Origin of the sequence: Sphingomonas oryzagri (genome assembly GCF_029906645.1) — a bacterium.
GTDB lineage: Bacteria > Pseudomonadota > Alphaproteobacteria > Sphingomonadales > Sphingomonadaceae > Solisphingomonas > Solisphingomonas oryzagri.
This window is the reverse complement of record NZ_JARYGZ010000001.1, coordinates 1,387,132-1,403,010: the sequence shown is the minus strand read 5'-3', so window position 1 is coordinate 1,403,010 and position 15,879 is coordinate 1,387,132. Positions and strand designations below refer to the sequence as shown.

20 protein-coding genes and 1 tRNA gene are annotated in these 15,879 nt (G+C 68.9%); 15 read left to right on the top strand and 6 right to left on the bottom strand.

The window, feature by feature from the left end; all coding sequences use genetic code 11:
* Positions 1–153 precede the first annotated feature (153 nt).
* The 3 genes from QGN17_RS06755 to QGN17_RS06745 are packed head-to-tail and all read left to right on the top strand — an operon-like array spanning position 154 to position 2,716.
* Positions 154–591, top strand: coding sequence for an iron-sulfur cluster assembly scaffold protein (locus QGN17_RS06755; protein ID WP_281043732.1), 438 nt, complete (start codon positions 154–156; stop codon positions 589–591).
* Positions 588–2,378 (top strand): cation:proton antiporter domain-containing protein, encoded by a 1,791-nt coding sequence (locus QGN17_RS06750; RefSeq protein ID WP_281043731.1) that lies wholly within the window; start codon positions 588–590, stop codon positions 2,376–2,378. The genes QGN17_RS06755 and QGN17_RS06750 overlap by 4 nt, the downstream gene beginning before the upstream one ends.
* Positions 2,375–2,716, top strand: a complete 342-nt coding sequence (locus QGN17_RS06745) for a DUF423 domain-containing protein (RefSeq protein ID WP_281043730.1) — start codon at positions 2,375–2,377, stop codon at positions 2,714–2,716. Before QGN17_RS06750 ends, QGN17_RS06745 begins: the two co-directional genes overlap by 4 nt.
* A gap of 1 nt (position 2,717) precedes the next feature.
* Here QGN17_RS06745 and aroB read toward each other — a convergent pair whose 3' ends face one another.
* The gene (aroB, locus tag QGN17_RS06740; RefSeq protein WP_281043729.1) at positions 2,718–3,824 is read right to left on the bottom strand and encodes a 3-dehydroquinate synthase; all 1,107 of its coding nucleotides are present in this window, start codon (positions 3,822–3,824) and stop codon (positions 2,718–2,720) included.
* Complete coding sequence (locus tag QGN17_RS06735; RefSeq protein WP_281043728.1) at positions 3,821–4,339, bottom strand: shikimate kinase; 519 nt, start codon at positions 4,337–4,339, stop codon at positions 3,821–3,823. The genes aroB and QGN17_RS06735 overlap by 4 nt, the downstream gene beginning before the upstream one ends.
* A 127-nt stretch (positions 4,340–4,466) precedes the next feature.
* Here QGN17_RS06735 and QGN17_RS06730 point away from each other — a divergent pair, with 127 nt between their 5' ends.
* The 4 genes from QGN17_RS06730 (at position 4,467) to QGN17_RS06715 (ending at position 8,421) form a co-directional block, all read left to right on the top strand.
* Positions 4,467–4,613, top strand: coding sequence for a hypothetical protein (locus tag QGN17_RS06730; protein WP_281043727.1), 147 nt, complete (start codon positions 4,467–4,469; stop codon positions 4,611–4,613).
* On the top strand, positions 4,597–6,450 hold the full coding sequence (locus QGN17_RS06725; RefSeq protein WP_281043726.1) for a hypothetical protein: 1,854 nt from the start codon (positions 4,597–4,599) through the stop codon (positions 6,448–6,450). The genes QGN17_RS06730 and QGN17_RS06725 overlap by 17 nt, the downstream gene beginning before the upstream one ends.
* Before the next feature lie 79 nt (positions 6,451–6,529).
* Positions 6,530–7,471 carry a tyrosine-type recombinase/integrase gene (locus QGN17_RS06720; RefSeq protein ID WP_281043725.1) on the top strand — a complete coding sequence of 314 codons (942 nt, stop codon included), beginning with the start codon at positions 6,530–6,532 and terminating at the stop codon, positions 7,469–7,471.
* An 11-nt stretch (positions 7,472–7,482) separates the two neighbouring features.
* A complete protein-coding gene (locus QGN17_RS06715; RefSeq protein ID WP_281043724.1) occupies positions 7,483–8,421 on the top strand; it encodes an acetyl-CoA carboxylase carboxyltransferase subunit alpha in 939 nt (312 codons plus the stop codon).
* Between the two features lie 106 nt (positions 8,422–8,527).
* Here the strand turns inward: QGN17_RS06715 and QGN17_RS06710 are convergent, their stop codons facing one another.
* Both QGN17_RS06710 and QGN17_RS06705 read right to left on the bottom strand, forming a co-directional pair.
* Positions 8,528–8,692: a Flp family type IVb pilin gene (locus tag QGN17_RS06710; protein WP_160366366.1), complete on the bottom strand. Its 165-nt coding sequence runs from the start codon at positions 8,690–8,692 to the stop codon at positions 8,528–8,530.
* Between the two features lie 140 nt (positions 8,693–8,832).
* The gene (locus tag QGN17_RS06705; RefSeq protein WP_281043723.1) at positions 8,833–9,009 is read right to left on the bottom strand and encodes a Flp family type IVb pilin; all 177 of its coding nucleotides are present in this window, start codon (positions 9,007–9,009) and stop codon (positions 8,833–8,835) included.
* A 68-nt stretch (positions 9,010–9,077) separates the two neighbouring features.
* Here QGN17_RS06705 and QGN17_RS06700 point away from each other — a divergent pair, with 68 nt between their 5' ends.
* Positions 9,078–9,485, top strand: a complete 408-nt coding sequence (locus QGN17_RS06700) for a (deoxy)nucleoside triphosphate pyrophosphohydrolase (RefSeq protein WP_281043722.1) — start codon at positions 9,078–9,080, stop codon at positions 9,483–9,485.
* On the opposite strand, the gene QGN17_RS06695 is transcribed toward QGN17_RS06700, so the two are convergent.
* The gene (locus QGN17_RS06695; protein WP_281043721.1) at positions 9,482–10,345 is read right to left on the bottom strand and encodes a class I SAM-dependent methyltransferase; all 864 of its coding nucleotides are present in this window, start codon (positions 10,343–10,345) and stop codon (positions 9,482–9,484) included. The two genes, QGN17_RS06700 and QGN17_RS06695, sit on opposite strands and share 4 nt — an antisense overlap.
* 40 nt (positions 10,346–10,385) lie before the next feature.
* On the opposite strand from QGN17_RS06695, the gene QGN17_RS06690 reads away from it, so the two are divergent.
* The 7 genes from QGN17_RS06690 to folE all read left to right on the top strand — a co-directional run bounded on the left by QGN17_RS06690 (position 10,386) and on the right by folE (position 14,237).
* Positions 10,386–11,150: a ComF family protein gene (locus QGN17_RS06690; RefSeq protein ID WP_281043720.1), complete on the top strand. Its 765-nt coding sequence runs from the start codon at positions 10,386–10,388 to the stop codon at positions 11,148–11,150.
* 36 nt (positions 11,151–11,186) lie between these two features.
* The gene (gene grxC / locus QGN17_RS06685) at positions 11,187–11,444 is read left to right on the top strand and encodes a glutaredoxin 3 (protein ID WP_281043719.1); all 258 of its coding nucleotides are present in this window, start codon (positions 11,187–11,189) and stop codon (positions 11,442–11,444) included.
* Between the two features lie 3 nt (positions 11,445–11,447).
* Positions 11,448–12,275, top strand: coding sequence for a carbon-nitrogen hydrolase family protein (locus QGN17_RS06680; protein ID WP_281043718.1), 828 nt, complete (start codon positions 11,448–11,450; stop codon positions 12,273–12,275).
* The gene (locus QGN17_RS06675) at positions 12,272–12,688 is read left to right on the top strand and encodes a DUF1178 family protein (protein WP_281043717.1); all 417 of its coding nucleotides are present in this window, start codon (positions 12,272–12,274) and stop codon (positions 12,686–12,688) included. Before QGN17_RS06680 ends, QGN17_RS06675 begins: the two co-directional genes overlap by 4 nt.
* Before the next feature lie 38 nt (positions 12,689–12,726).
* Positions 12,727–12,803: transfer RNA gene (locus QGN17_RS06670), tRNA-Arg, on the top strand.
* Positions 12,804–12,922: 119 nt separating this feature from the next.
* Positions 12,923–13,522 (top strand): NAD(P)H:quinone oxidoreductase, encoded by a 600-nt coding sequence (wrbA, locus tag QGN17_RS06665; RefSeq protein ID WP_281043716.1) that lies wholly within the window; start codon positions 12,923–12,925, stop codon positions 13,520–13,522.
* A gap of 103 nt (positions 13,523–13,625) precedes the next feature.
* Positions 13,626–14,237, top strand: coding sequence for a GTP cyclohydrolase I FolE (folE, locus tag QGN17_RS06660; RefSeq protein ID WP_281043715.1), 612 nt, complete (start codon positions 13,626–13,628; stop codon positions 14,235–14,237).
* Here folE and QGN17_RS06655 read toward each other — a convergent pair.
* A complete protein-coding gene (locus tag QGN17_RS06655) occupies positions 14,234–15,874 on the bottom strand; it encodes a TadG family pilus assembly protein (RefSeq protein WP_281043714.1) in 1,641 nt (546 codons plus the stop codon). The genes folE and QGN17_RS06655 overlap by 4 nt on opposite strands.
* Positions 15,875–15,879 lie beyond the last annotated feature (5 nt).

Below are 15,879 nucleotides of genomic sequence, written 5' to 3'. Positions count from 1 at the left end.
AACCTCCCCTCCCTAAATGGGAGGGGCCGGGGGTGGGTTCGTTTAAGGCAGGCATGACGAGATACTGAGAAGAACCCACCCCTAATCCCTCCCTTTCAGGGAGGGGGGCACGTGGGGGTGACGCGGCTGAAACGGTCGCCTATCTGTCGGTCCATGTCGGCCGCGCTGTATAATTCCACCATCCTGCGGCTCGCCGCTTCGATCCCGCACGACGCGCGGCTGACCCATGCGGAAGGCTCGTCGGAGAAGCGCTCGCCGGTCTGCGGCAGCCGCGTCACAGTCGATGTCGTGCTGGACGGCGAAGGGCGGGTGGCCGCCTTGGGGCAGGAGGTGCGCGCCTGCGCGCTGGGGCAGGCCTCCGCCTCGCTGATGGGCGCACACGCGATCGGCCGAAGCCCCGAGGAACTGGCGGCGGCGCGCGATGCGATCACGGCCTTCCTCGCGAAAGAGCGGGACGATCCGGGCGATTGGCCCGGCCTCGAAATCTTCGGCCCGGCGCGCGATTATCCGGCGCGCCACCCCTCGATCCGCCTCGCTTTCGAGGCGGTGGTCGAGGCCGTCGCCGACGCCCGCCGGGCGCAGGCGGCATGACGACGCCGACCGACAACCTGCTGCGTGACGGCGTGATCATGCTCGGCGCGGCCTTGCCCGCCGTGCTGCTGTTCCGCCGCTTCGGCCTCGGCGCGGTGCTGGGCTATCTCGTCGCGGGCGTGCTGATCGGGCCGCAGATGCTCGATCTGGTCGGCGACGCGCAGGGCAAGATGGGCATCGCCGAGATCGGCATCACCCTGCTGCTCTTCCTCGTCGGGCTGGAGCTCAATCCGCGCCGGCTATGGGAGCTGAGGCGAGACATCTTCGGGCTGGGCGCCGCGCAGGTGATCGCGGCGGGCCTCGCGGTCGCGTTGGTGCTGCGCTTCTGCGCCAATTTCAGCCCCAAGGCGGCGCTGGCGATCGGCCTGCCGCTGGCCTTGTCGTCCACCGCGCAGGTGCTGCCGCTGCTGCGCTCGCAGGGGCGCCTGCACACCCAGTTCGGCGAGCGGGCCTTCTCGATCCTGCTGTTCCAGGATCTGTCGATCATCCCGCTGATCACGATCATCACCGCGCTCAGCCGCGCGCCGGTGGACCAGAATGCGCCGCCGGGCTGGCTGCTCGGCCTCTACACGCTGGGTGCGATCGTCGCGCTGGTGCTGGCCGGACGCTATGTGCTCAGCCCCGCGCTGCGCGCGATCGGCAAGCTCGGCGAGCGCGAGATGTTCGTGGCGGCCGGGCTGTTCACGGTGCTCGCGGCATCCGCTTTGATGGAGTGGCTGCATCTCTCGACCGCGCTCGGCGCCTTCGTGGCGGGTGTGATGCTGGCGGATTCGCCCTACCGGCACGAGCTGGAGGCGGATGTCGAGCCGTTCCGCTCGATCCTGCTCGGCCTGTTCTTCCTGACGGTCGGCATGTTGCTGGATCTGTCGGCGATCGCGACGCGGCCTTTCTTCGTGCTGGGCATCGCCGCCGCGCTGATCATCGTGAAGACGGGCGTGCTGTTCGGGATCGCCAAGATCGCGCGGATGGAGACGAAATCCGCCTTCGCGCTCGGCCTGCTGCTGAGCCAGGGCGGCGAATTCGGCTTCGTGCTGTTCGGGCAGGCGCAGGCCGCCTATCTGATCGCGCCCGAGGCGGCGAGCCTGTTCTCCGCCGTCGTCACGCTCTCGATGGCGACGACACCGTTCCTGATGTCGCTCGCCCGGCGCTTCGGCGGCGAGGAGGCGGGCGCCAAGCTGCGTGGGCTCGCCGGGCCGGAGGAGGCCGAGCAGGGGCAGGCGATCGTCGTCGGCTATGGCCGCTTCGGCCAGACCGTCACCCAGATGCTGTTCGCCCACGGCATGTCGGTGACCATCGTCGATCTCGACACCGAGATCATCGACATCGGCGACCGGATGGAGATCAAGGTCTATTATGGCGACGGCACCCGGCTCGATCTGCTGCGGCAGGCGGGCGCCGACGAGGCCGAGCTGATCTGCTTCTGTATCGATGGCGACCAGCCCTCCGTGGATGTGCTGGAGGCGGTGCAGGAGACGTTCCCGCACGCCCGCCTGCTGGTCCGCGTGTTCGACCGGCGCGACGTGCTGGCGCTCAAGAAGATCGGCCTCGCGCCGCAATCGGTGCGCGAGGTGATGGAGAGCGCGGTGAAGATGGGGCGCATGGCGCTCGATTCGGTTGGCGCGGAGACCGAGGAGATCGATCGGATCGAGGCCGATTATCGCGAGCGGGACATGCGCCGTCTGCGTGCCCAGCACGAGGCGGGTGAACTGCGCGCGCAGACGGCGGTGAGCCTGATGTACCGGCCCGGCCGCACGCCGGACGCGCTCGACGACCAGGCCGAGGGGTGAGGGCACTCGCCATCCTCGCCGCTCTGTCCGGCGCGCTGGCGGTGGCGGCGGGCGCGTTCGGTGCGCACGGCGCGAGCGGCATGGCGGCCGAACTGCTGAAGACAGGATCGCATTATCAGCTGATCCACGCGCTCGCTGCGCTGGCGCTGTTCCAGCGGCCGCTGGGCGCGTTCGCCGGCTGGTGCTTCGTGGCGGGCGGCGCGCTGTTCGCGGGTTCGCTCTATGCGCTGGCGCTGGGGGCGCCGCATATCTTCGGGATCGTCACCCCGTTCGGGGGCATGGGCCTCATCATGGGCTGGTTCGCGCTGGCGATCGGGGCGTGGCGGGCACGAGCCTGATCTAGCTGTCGCGTTCCCCGTCCAGAAACGCCGCCACGTCGGCCAGATCGACACCCTTCGCCAGAAACGTCCGCCCGATGCCGTGCGCGAGCAGGAAGGGCAGCTTGCCGCCAGCCATCTTCTTGTCGTGGAGCATGTGGCCGACCAGCACCTCGCCAGAGGTATCGACGCCCGCCTCCGCCAGCGTCACCGGCAACCCGGCGGCCTTGAGGTGCGCCGAGACCCGCGCCGCATCCTCAGGCTCGCAATAACCCAGCCGCGCCGAATAGCGGAAAGCCAGTGCCATGCCGCACGCCACGCCCTCGCCATGGAGCAGGCGCGTGCCGAAGCCGGTCTCCGCCTCCAGCGCGTGGCCGAAGGTGTGGCCGAGATTGAGCAGCGCGCGCACGCCGGTCGTCTCGCGCTCGTCGGCGGCGACGATGCGGGCCTTGGCGGCGATGCTGGTGGCGATGGCGTGGGTGCGTGCCGCCGGATCGCCGGCCAGCAGGTGCTCGCCGTTCGCCTCGCACCAGTCGAAGAACACGGGATCGTCGATCAGCCCGTATTTCACCACCTCGGCATAGCCGGCCCCAACCTCACGCCGAGGCAGGGTATCGATCGTGTCGGGATCGATCAGCACGTGACTCGGCTGATGGAACGCGCCGATCAGGTTCTTGCCGGCGGGCGTGTTGATCGCCGTCTTGCCGCCGACCGATGAATCGACCTGCGCGAGCAAGGTCGTCGGCACCTGCACGAAGCCGCAGCCGCGCTTCAGGATCGAGGCCGCGAATCCCACCAGATCGCCGATCACGCCGCCGCCGAGCGCAATGATGTTGTCGGAACGCTCGATGCCGAGGCCGAGCAGCCGGTCGCTCAATGCCGCCAGTTGCTCCCAGCTCTTGGTCGATTCGCCGGCGGGCAGCACGATCGGCTCGACCGTCAGCCCCGCCGCCTCCAGCGAGGCGGTGAGCTTCGGCAGCTGTGCGGCGGCGACATGCTCGTCGGTCACCACCACGAACCGGCCGCCCCGCGCATAGGATTTCAGGCGCTCTCCGGCATGGGCCAGCGCGCCTGCCGCGATCGCCACGTCATAGCTGCGATCGCCCAGGGACACAGGAACGATCGTCATGGAATGAGCGCCTTCAGGATGGAGTCGACCGTCGCATCGTGCGGCAACGGTTCGGACCGGACATGGATGGGGGCGAGCGCGTAGACCGGGTTGCGCGTGGCGGACAGCTCGATCAGCACCTCGCGCGGATCGCGATCGTGGAGCAGGGGGCGATCGTCGCGCCTGCCCACCCGATCGACCAGCACGTCGATATCGGCATCCAGCCACACGGCGGTGGCGCGCTTGAGGATCAGCGCGCGCGTCTCGTCGTTCATGAAGGCGCCGCCGCCGGTGGCGATCACCTTGGGGCGGCCGTCGATCAACCGCGCGATGACGCGCCGCTCGCCGTCGCGAAAGGCCTGCTCGCCATAACGAGCGAAGATCTCGGCGATGGAAAGGCCGGCGGCGGTCTCGATCTCCTTGTCGGCATCGACGAAGGGCAGATGGAGACGGCTCGCCAGCCGTCGCCCGACGGTCGATTTGCCGACCCCCATCAGCCCCACGAGCACGATCGGCCGGCGCGGCCGGGGCGGCATCGGGGCGGACCGTTGCGGGGGCGGGGTTTGCGGCATGGCGCCGGGGCTATACACAGGGCCATGGGTTGGGGCAAAAGCCCGCTTCCTTCGTCTGTGTCATCTTTTTCTTCTCAAGGCAGAAAGCCCCATGTCCCGCGGCACCACCATCCTGATCGTCATCATCGTCCTGATCATCGCGGGCCTCGTCTGGCTGTCGCGCGGCCATCATGATGTGACGCCGCATCACGTCGAGAAGGTGGTGACGCTGAACGGCGCCGATGCGTCCTCGCACTAAGCGCGTCGCGGCGCTCGCCGGCGGCGTCGCGCTGCTGGCGATCGGTATTCCCGCCGCGATCGGCCAGTCCCCGCAATCGATCCTGCCGCCGGGTTTCGGGTCTCCGTCACCCAAGGCGCAGCCGCAGCCGGCCGCACCCGCCGAACCCGCGCAGGCGCCCGACACCGGGCAGGTGCAGGAGGTGCCGACCCTCACGCTCGCGCCGCCGACGCCGGAGGAGGCCAACGCCGCCGCCGCCGCGCAGGACGAGGCGGACAACGCCGCCGAGAAGGCGGCGGAGGAAGCGGCCGATGCCCTGCGCAAGCAGGACATTCCGGAATTCGCCCGCCGCTCGACCGAGCATGTCGGTATCCTCAGCAGTGCCGTCACCGGCATTCCGCAGGATGGCTTCGGCAACACGTCGGGTCGCTACCTGAACACGCTGCTCGCGCGCCTCGATGCGCCGATCGCCTCGCGCTGGCTGTCGATGCTGCTGCGTCGCGTGCTGACCACCGACATCGCCACGCCGGGCGGGGTGAACCCGTCGGACTGGGTGGCGGAACGCACCCTGCTGCTCACGCGCATGGGCGAGGCGGATGCGGCGCACCTGCTGGTCGAGAAGGTCGATCCCGACAAGGGCACGCCGCGTTATTACGAGGCGGTGCTCGAATCGGCGATGGCGGCGGCCGATCCCGGCGCGCTCTGCCCGGTTGCCGATGCCGCCGACGCGGCGTCCAAGACCTCCACCTGGCCGTTGGCGCGCGCGATGTGCGCGGGCTTGCAGAATGACGGCGGCACGGCCTCCGCGCTGATCGATCGCGCCCGCTCGCTGCCCGGCGCCGCCGACGGCATGGACCTCGCGCTTGCCGAGCGCGTGGTCGGCGCCGGTACCGCCGCCAAGCGCGCGCCGGAGGTCGACTGGAACAGCGTCAATTCGCTGACGAGCTGGCGCTTCGGCCTCGGCAGCGCGCTGGGTCTCGAAATCCCGTCCTACCTGCTCGATCAGGGCGGCCTCGCGATGCAGGGCTGGCGCGCGCGTGCGCCGATGCTGCCGGTCGCCAGCCGCGCCAAGGCGGAGCGGGTGGCGGCGACCCTGGGTGTTGTCTCGTCGGCCGATCTGGTCGATTTCGTGTCCCAGGTGGCCGAGGGGGGCGACCCCTATGCGATGGACGACAGCCCCGCCGGCCGTCTCCGCAAGGCCTATGCCGGCGAGAACGAGGCGGATCGCGTCGCGGCGCTGCGGGCGTTGTGGAAGGATCCGGAGGACGAGCGCGACCAGTACGCCTCGCGCATCCTCACCGCGCGGGCCGCGGCGCGGATCGTTCCTTCGAGCGATTATGCCTCCGATGTCTCGAACCTGATCGCGGCGATGCTCTCGGCCGGTCTCGATATTCAGTCGGCGCGCTGGGCCGATATCGCGCGTGGCGCGAGCGGCACGACCGGCGACGAGGCCTGGGCGTTGATGGCGGTCGGCGCACCCCGTCCGGTGGTCGATGTCGATGCCGATCGCGTCGCCAGCTTCGGTGATGGCGGACGCGGCTCGGCCAAGCTCAGGGCGCAACTGCTCTATGTCAGCCTCGCCGCGCTCGGCCGGCTGAAGGCCAGCGACGCTCAGGAACTGGCGGGCAAGCTCGACGTGCCGATGGGCGTGCGCAACATCTGGACGCAGGCGATCGACCAAGCGGCGGCGCGGCGCGAGCCGGCGACGGTGGTGGTGCTGGCGGCGGTCGGCATGCAGACCAGCGACTGGAGCCAGGTTCAGCCGGTGTTCCTCTACCACATCCTCGCTGCGCTCCGATCGGTGGGGCTGGAGCCGGAGGCCCGGATGATCGCCGCCGAAGCCCTGATGCGGACATGATCTCCACTCTCGTCATCGCGAGCCGCGTAGCGGCGTGGCGATCCAGACGCCGCGACTGGATTGCTTCGCTTCGCTCGCAATGACGAAGAGGGTGGGAGCGGCGTTCGCCCAGGGGGAGGACGCGCGCGCCATCGAGCGCTTCCTTGAAGCGATGGCGGCGGAGGCGGGGGCCTCGCGCAACACGTTGCTCGCCTACGGGACGGATCTGCGTTCCGCCTCTACGCTGCTGGAGGGCAGGCTGGCGGGCGCGGGGGCCGACGATATGGCGACGCTCGGCGAGGAATGGGCGGCGCTCGCCCGCGCCACGATCGCGCGTAAGTCGGCGGCGCTTCGGCGCTTCTACCGCTTCCTCGTCGACGAGGGCGATCGCAGCGACGATCCTTCCGCGGCCCTGCCGCGCGGGCAGGTGCGGCGTTCGCTCCCCAAGGTGCTGAGCCACGCCGACGTCGACCGCCTGTTCGAAGTGCTGGACCGTCGCTGCCTCGATCCGGCCCGGCCGGAGGATATTCGCGCCGCCGCTCTGGTCGAACTGCTCTACGGATCGGGCCTGCGCGCCACCGAACTGGTCTCGCTGCCGCGCGCCGCGATCCGCACCGGCCAGCCCTTCCTGATCCTGAAGGGCAAGGGCGGGCGCGAGCGGCTGGTGCCGATCTCGGATCGCGCACTGGCGGCGGTCGATCGCTGGCGGGCGCTGGTGCCGGATGGGCAGCCCTTCCTCTTCCCATCGGGCAAGAGCCACCTGAGCCGGGTGCGCCTCTATCAGCTGATCCGCGCGCTGGGCGCCCAGGCGGGCATCCCGCCCGACCGGATCAGCCCGCACGTATTGCGCCACGCCTTCGCCACGCACCTGCTCGAAGGCGGGGCGGACCTGCGCGCGCTTCAGACGATGCTGGGCCATGCCGACATCGGCACCACCCAGATCTACACCCATGTCGACAGTCGCCGCCTGATCGAACTGGTCAACCAGCGTCACCCGTTGAACGATCCGCCTTCCGTTGACCTCGCCAAGCCGGACGCTTAATCGCTCTGGCCATGATGTTTCTCGACTTTGAAAAGCCGATCGCCGAGCTGCGCACCCGCGTGGCCGAACTGCGCGACACCGCCGATTCCGGCTCGCTCGATATCGAGGCGGAGGTCGGCAAGCTGGAGGCCAAGGCCGACAAGATGCTTCGCGACACCTATGCGAAGCTGACGCCCTGGCAGAAGACGCAGGTCGCGCGCCATCCGCAGCGCCCGCACCTGAAAGATTATATCGCCGGCTTCGTCGATGATTTCATGGCCCTGGCCGGCGACCGCGCCTTCGCCGACGATCAGGCGATCATCGGTGGTTTCGGCCGGATCGGCGGGCGCCGGGTGATGGTGATCGGCCACGAGAAGGGCGACGACACCGCGACGCGCCTCAAGCACAATTTCGGCATGGCCAAGCCCGAAGGCTATCGCAAGGCGATCCGCCTGATGGAACTGGCGGACCGCTTCGGTATCCCCGTGGTGACGCTTGTCGACACGTCCGGCGCCTTTCCCGGCGTGCAGGCCGAGGAGCGTGGCCAGGCGGAGGCGATCGCGCGCTCCACCGAGGCGTGCCTCGCGCTCGGCGTGCCGATCGTGTCGGCGGTGGTGGGCGAGGGCGGCTCGGGCGGCGCGATCGCGCTGGCGGCGGCGAACCGCGTGCTGATGTTCGAACACGCCGTCTATTCGGTGATCTCGCCCGAGGGGTGCGCGTCGATCCTGTGGCGCACCGCCGAGAAGGCGGCGGACGCTGCGGACGCGATGAAGATCACCGCGCAGGATCTGGAAAAGCTCGGCGTGGTGGATCGCATCGTGACCGAGCCGGTTGGCGGGGCGCATCGCGATCCGCAGGCGGCGGTGGCCGCGCTCGGCAAGGCGCTGGGCGAGGAACTGGATGCGCTGGCGCCGCTGTCGTCGGTGGAGGTCCGAAACCGGCGTCGCGACAAGTTCCTGACGATCGGCTGAGCGGGACGGGCGGATCCCGCACACAGAGCGATAGCCTGAAATGAAACGGGCGGCGTATCCGAAGATACGCCGCCCGCCCATTCGATCGTGAGATCGGACGCGTCTCTTACGAGACGGTCGAGCTCATCGCGGTCGACACGTTGGTGAAGGTGTTCTTCAGTTTCGTGCCGAGGGCCGACATCGCGGAAATCGCGGCAACGGCGATGAGGGCGGCGATCAGGCCGTACTCGATCGCGGTGGCGCCCTTGTTGTTCTTCAGAAACTTGCGCATGGAATTCTCCTACGTCTTCGTCCGTAACACTACCCGGCTTTGCCCCCTTGGGCTCGGCAGAACCGGCTTTAGACGAAACTGGGTTGCCAAATGTTTAAACGGGAACGGGGAGAGGCGAAGAATCTATCGTAAACGCGACATTAAAGATCACTCGCGTTGACGACCTCGTTCTTGACGTGATTGATCGTGCCGACGACCTGGATCGAAAGCGCGTGTACCGCAACCATCATCACGACGAAGATCAATGCCAGGATCAGCCCATATTCGATGAGCGTCCCGCCTTTTTCATCGCGCGAAAGCTCCCGAAACCAGCGCACACAGATCCCCTGTCGATTCACGTCCCGATGCTGCCTTATTCGTTTTGGCTTAAGGAAGATTTACGCCGATGGAACCATATCCGACCCTTCTGCTGGTTTCCGCGGTGGCACTCGTCGATCGTGACGGGCGGGTTCTGGTTCAGCAGCGCGCGGCCGGCCCGCTGAAGGGCTTGTGGGAGTTTCCGGGCGGCAAGATCGAAGGGGGTGAAACGCCCGCCACGGCGCTGATCCGCGAGCTTCGCGAGGAACTGGGCATCGATGTGGAGGCGGCCTGCCTCGCACCCGCAGCCTTCGCCAGCGAGCCGCTGGGCGAGCGGCATCTGCTGCTGCTGCTCCACGTCTGCCGCAAATGGAAGGGCGTGCCGCAGCCGCTGGAGGCTTCGGCGCTCAAATGGGTGCGCCCGGTCGAACTGCACCGGCTCGACATGCCGGCGCCCGATCGCCCGCTGATCGGGTTGCTGGAGGCTCTGGTCTAGCCCTTCGCCTTCAACGCGTCCGCCAGCGACGCGACCGCGCTGCCGCGTCGCGCCGGCTTCGGTTGCGAGGCATCGGGCGCCCAGCCGATCAGGTAGACGATCTCGAACGTCTCGCTGACCCGGCCGTCCTCATCCGCTTCGGAGAGGAAAGCACCGTGCGCGGCGGCTGCCTGCATCCGTCCGAGCGGCGGGCGATCGCCCGACAGCACGCCGCCCTGCGCCCCGAAGCGGAGATCGGCGAGCAGTCCGCCCAGGTCGCGGTAGCGCGCCTGCAACGTCTCGCCGTCCGACACGGGTAGCGCGAAGCCGGCGCGGGAGAGGAGGTCGCCCGCCGAACGCACGTCGATCTGCGGATGGATGCGCGGGGCCACTCCGCCGCCGCCGGCGAAATCCGCCTGCAGCATCGCGGCGCGCAGGCGGGGCAGGCTGCCCGCGCCGAGGAAGCCGGCCATGAACAGCCCGTCCGGCTTCAGCACGCGCCGCGCCAGCACCAGCGCGCCGGGGAGGTCGTTGACGCTGTCGAGCGATCCCGCCGAGAGTACGATGTCGAACACGCCATCCGCGAAGGGCAGGCGATCCTCGTCGCACTGGATGCCGCCGGCGGCCTTCGCGGCGGCGAAGCCCGGCTCGGCGACGATCACCGTCATGCCCTGCGCCCGGAGCGCGCTCGCCAGTATGTCGTCGCCCGCGCCGATCACCAGCGCGCGCGCGAAGCGGCGGTCGATCGCCTCCAGTCGGCCGAGCAGTTCCTCGACGATATGATGCGTGAGGAAGCCGTGATCGGCGAAGCGCGACAGCGCCCGGTCGCGGCGCGCGCGGCGGCGGCGGCGGTCGAACGGTTCGGGGGGAGCGGAGGCCATGCCGGCTTGTGCAACGCCGCGTCCCGGCGGACAAGGGCGCATGGCCGCCCTCGCCGCGACATGGATGCGTTCGCTCTGGACGACGGGGCTGGACTTCGTGCTGCCGCCGCGCTGCCCCGGTTGCGGACTGATCGTCGATGGGGATCACCGCTTCTGCGTCGATTGCTGGCAGGCGCTCGACTTCCTCGGGCCGCCGGCCTGCGCGCGCTGCGCGGTGCCGTTGCCGCATGATCTCGGCACCGACGCGCTGTGCGGCGCCTGCCACGCCGATCCGCCCGCCTTCGATCGCGCGGCGGCGGCGGTGGCCTATGGAGACGTCGCGCGGACGGTGGCGCTGCGCCTCAAATATGGCGGACGGCCCGGCGTGGCCCGAACGATGGCGCATCACATGGCGCGGCTGATCGGCGATCTGCCGGCCGATGCGGTGATCGTTCCGGTGCCGCTGCATCGCTGGCGGCTGTGGTCGCGCGGTTATAATCAGGCACTGCTGATCGCGCGTGGCCTCGCCGAACGATCGGGGCGGGAGTGTCTGCCCGACACGCTGATCCGCACCAGGGCGACGCCGGCCTTGCGCGGACTCGGCCGCAAGCAGCGTGCCAGGACGGTCTCGGGCGCCTTCGCGGTGACCGATCGCGCGCGGCTGAAGGGCAGGGCCGTGCTGCTGATCGACGACGTCTACACCAGCGGCGCCACCGCCAACGCCTGCGCCAAGGTGCTCAAACGGGAGGGCGCGAGCGAGGTGCGGCTACTCTGCTGGGCGCGCGTCTTGCGGGACGAAGCCGGCGATACGTTGACAATCGCGTGACGCATCCACAGGTCAACGGAAACGAAGGAGCGTCCCATGGCCAAGGTCGAGATGTATACCAAGATGTTCTGTCCCTTCTGCGCGCGCGCCAAGAAGCTGCTTGACGAGAAGGGCGTGGCGTTCGAGGAGATCGACATCACCATGGGCGGGCCGAAGCGCAAGGAGATGCTGGAGCGCGCACCGAACCACACCACCGTCCCTTCGATCTTCATCGACGGCAGGCATGTCGGCGGGTCGGACGATCTCGCCGCGCTGAATGCATCGGGCGAGCTGGATACGCTGCTGGCGGCCTGATCGATGCGCATCGCCGTCCTCCAGATGACCAGCGGGATCAACCCCGCCGCCAACGCCGCGACGCTCGTCGCCGGGCTGGAAGAGGCGGCGGTGGGTGGCGCGCGCATGGTGTTCACGCCGGAGATGACCGGGCTGCTCGATCGCGACCGCAAGCGCGCTGCCGCCTCGATCGTCGAGGAAGATGCCGATCAGGTGCTGGCGGCGGTGCGTGAAGCGGCGACGCGGCTGGGCCTGTGGGTGCATCTCGGTTCGCTGGCGCTCCGGCCCGGCGGTGGGGAGGGGCGCTACGTCAATCGCGCCTTCCTCATCGACGATGCCGGCGCGATCCGCGCGCGCTATGACAAGCTCCACCTGTTCGACGTCGATCTGCCGACCGGCGAGAGCTGGCGCGAATCGGCTGCCTATGCCCCCGGTGAGGGCGCCGTGGTAGCGGAGACGCCCATCGGCAAGCTCGGCCTGTCGATCTGCTACGACATGCGTTTCTCCGATCTCTATCGCGCGTTGAGCGATGCCGGCGCCGAGATACTCGCGGCGCCTGCCGCCTTCACCGTGCCGACGGGCAGGGCGCACTGGCACGTCCTGCTCCGCGCCCGCGCGATCGAGGCGGGCTGTTTCGTGGTCGCCGCAGCGCAGACCGGGACGCACGAGGACGGCCGCGCCACTTATGGTCATTCGCTGGTGATCGATCCGTGGGGCGAGGTGTTGCTCGACATGGGCGAAGCGCCCGGCGTCGGCTTCGCGGAGATCGACCTGGCCACGCTCCACGAGGTTCGCGCGCGTATCCCAGTGCTGAAGCATCGTCGTCCGATCCCCGAGGTCGTGCGCGCATGATCGTGTTCGATCTCGCCTGTTCGGGCGGCCATGTGTTCGAAGCGTGGTTCGGCAGCCAGGCCGATTATGACGACCAGCGCGCCCGAAAGCTGGTCTCCTGCCCGATCTGCGGAGACGGCGCGGTGGACAAGGCACCAATGGCGCCGCGCATCTCCGGCACCCGGAGCAACGCCACGCCCGATCCCAAGCAGGTGATGCAGGCGATGATGATGGCCCAGCGAAGGATGCTGGCGAACTCGGAGGATGTCGGCGACCGCTTCGCATCGGAAGCCCGCGCCATCCATGCCGGCGATTCCGAGGATCGCCTGATCCACGGCCAGACCACGCCCGCCGAGGCGAAGGCGCTGATCGAGGAAGGCGTGCCGGTGGCGCCCTTGCCCTTTCCGGTGCGAGATCCGGCGCGCGACAATTGACCGTATCGGGCTGCTCGCCTAACGCTCCGCGCCGGAGTGGCTCCATAGCTCAGCAGGATAGAGCGACGGTTTCCTAAACCGCAGGTCGGGGGTTCGAATCCCTCTGGGGCCACCACCTTTTCCAAAATCTCGAACGTTCGATCCCGTTTTATCCGGGTCGCCCCTCTCGGGTCGGATCGCTAGATCGGCTTCCGTGTTCAGCGCCTTCGGGCGATCAAATCGGGAGACACGATCATGGCGAAGGTTCTGGTCCTCTATTATTCCTCCTACGGCCACATCGAGCAGATGGCCGAGGCGATGGCCGAGGGCGCGCGCGCGGCCGGCGCGGAGGTCGCGATCCGCCGCGTGCCGGAAACGGCGCCCGAGGAGGTTGCGAAGGCCGCACATTTCAAGCTGGACCAGAAGGCTCCCGTCGCGACGATCAACGAACTGGCGGACTACGACGCGATCATCGTCGGCACCGGCACCCGCTTCGGCCGAATCTCCTCGCAGATGGCGGCATTCCTCGATCAGGCCGGCGGCCTGTGGATGCGCGGCGCGCTCAACGGCAAGGTCGGGGCGGCCTTCGTCTCCACCGCCAGCCAGCATGGTGGGCAGGAGACGACTTTGTTCTCGATCATCACCAACCTGCTGCATTTCGGCATGACGATCGTCGGCCTGCCCTACAGCTTCCAGGGCCAGATGGGCGTGGAGAAGGTGAAGGGCGGCGCTCCCTACGGCGCCACCACGCTCGCCGATGGCGACGGCTCGCGCCAGCCGGGCCAGGAGGAGCTCGACGCCGCCCGCTTCCAGGGCAAGCTCGTCGCCGAGACGGCGATCAAGCTGCACGGCTGATCCTGCTTTCGTAGCGTTGCGTGCCAAAAGGGGGAGGCGGCCTTTCGGGGGCGCCTCCCTTTTCTATGTTGTGCGGGGGCGGTGCAGCCTCCACATGCGACGCATGATACATGATCCAGAGGATGGCGATCTGGTCGCCGAGCAAGCCAAGATCCCGGTGCCGGACGAGGTCGCCGACGCGATCCGCACCCTGATCCGCTGGTCCGGCGACGACCCTACCCGCGAGGGCCTGCTCGATACCCCCAAGCGCGTCGCGCGCGCCTGGAAGGAATATTGCTCGGGCTATGGCGACGATCCGGGCAAGCACCTCGCCCGCACCTTCGAGGAGGTGGGCGGCTATGACGATGTGGTGCTGCTGAAAGACATCCCCTTCCAGTCGCATTGCGAGCATCATATGGCGCCGATCATCGGCAAGGCCTCGATCGCCTATCTGCCGAAGGACCGGGTGGTCGGCATTTCCAAGCTCGCGCGCGTGCTGCAGGGCTATGCGCGCCGCCTGCAGGTGCAGGAGCGGCTGACCGCGGAAGTGGCCGATTGCATCTGGGAGAAGCTGCAGCCGGCCGGTGTCGCCGTGGTTATCGAGGCGAGCCATGCCTGCATGACCGCGCGCGGGGTGCGCACGCCCGGCGTCGGCATGGTGACCAGCCGGATGCTCGGTGTCTTCCGCGACGACGAACGCAGCCGTCAGGAAGTGCTCAGCCTGATGGGGTATTAGGCGACCAGGGTCGGCTTGCCGCAACGGACGCCATCGACGCGCAGGTCGGCCTGGCCGACATGGACGCCGAGCAGCCCGGTTACCTGATCGACGATCCCGTCGAGCGCGGGCGACAATGGCATCAGCACGCCGCCGACCAGTTGCGTCGCGGCCGATGCATTCACGCCGAGGCCGAGCACCTTCACCTGCAGATCCATGCTCTTCATCAGGGAGGTCGCGACGCCCTGCAGAATGTCGCCGGTCGAGACGGGGCGGATGCTGCCCGCCTTGATGTCGGCGGCGGAGAAGGTGACCGGTTGCCACGTCACCCCGCCCAGCGCCGCATGTGCCTTCGCGGTGACGTCGAGCAGCAGCGCGTGGGCGAGCAGCGCGCGGTTCTCGGTCGGCGCCACGGTGAAGTCGCCGAGCGTCGCGGTGTCGATGTCGGCGATGGCGATCGACCCGACCGCCGGTTGTGCGTCCAGCGTAACGGAGGCGCTGGCGGCGCCCCCCGAACAGGAAATGCTGTCCAGCTTCGCCTGTGCCTCGGCCAGTTCGATCAGGATCGGCACGCGCAGGGATGCGATGCCGAGCGTCGCCACGCCGCCCACCCGCGTATCGAGATAGAGGCGCGCCTGCGCGGTCCGCACGAAGGTTCCGCCGGCCTGCGTGATCGCGAGCCAGGGTGAGTGAGACGGCCGCTGCCCGATCGCGAGGGTGAGGGTGGTGCTCGTCACCCCCGGCAGCGACAGGCCGAGGTTCAGCGCCACCTGCCGCTGGCCGTTGGAAAGCTGAAGCAACTCGCGGAGAACCGAATAGCCATCGACCTTCACGACCGTGTCGGGGTCGGCATGGTCCTGGTTGGCATAGGGGCCAAGATCGATGAGGTCGGACAGGCGGACGGTGACGGGCGAGACCTTCAGCGCGATGCGGTTGAGCGCGGCAGCGGCGGTGCTGTCCGGCGTCACCGCCGCGAGCGCGCTCAGCGCCTGCGGGAGCGTGACGTTGGTATCGAGCGTCTGGCCGAAGGTGGCGCCGGTGAGTTTAAGCTGGGTACGCAGCGCGTCGGAGAATTTCAGCACGTCGATGTCGGTGCCGACCAACGCATTATAGTCCATCACCGAGAGGTTGAGGCTCGTCCCCGCCAGCGCAGAGAGCAGCGTGTTTGGCAACCCGCCCTGAACCGATGCGAGCCGCGATCCGATCGAGAAGGCGGCATAGTCGATGCGCACCGCCGTCGCCTTGGCGGCGATGTGGGTCGTCGCATGACCGGTGAAGGCCCGCGCGAAGAAGAGCGGCACGTCCTGCTCCAGCGTCACCTGCGCGGCATTGGTGGGGAATGCGCCGGCGGCGTAGCGCTGGCCGGGGGCGAGCGAGGCGTCGGCCGTATAGCTCCCCTGCGTGAGCGCTGCGACCTGCGCCGCTGCCAGGCCGTTGATCGCGATGGCCTGCCGGGCCGCGCCGGTCGGATCCTTCGCGCCGGCCGCCGCAAGGGCTGCGGCATCGGCGACGCCCTGCAGGCGGCGGCTGTTGAGGTAGACCGATCCCATGTCCACCGCCAGCGCGGTGGCGGCGAGCAATGCGATCAGCGACCCCGCTGCGATGATCGTGACGGCGCCGCGCCGATCGCGACGGAGGCGCTGGAGCCAGCGGATCATGGACG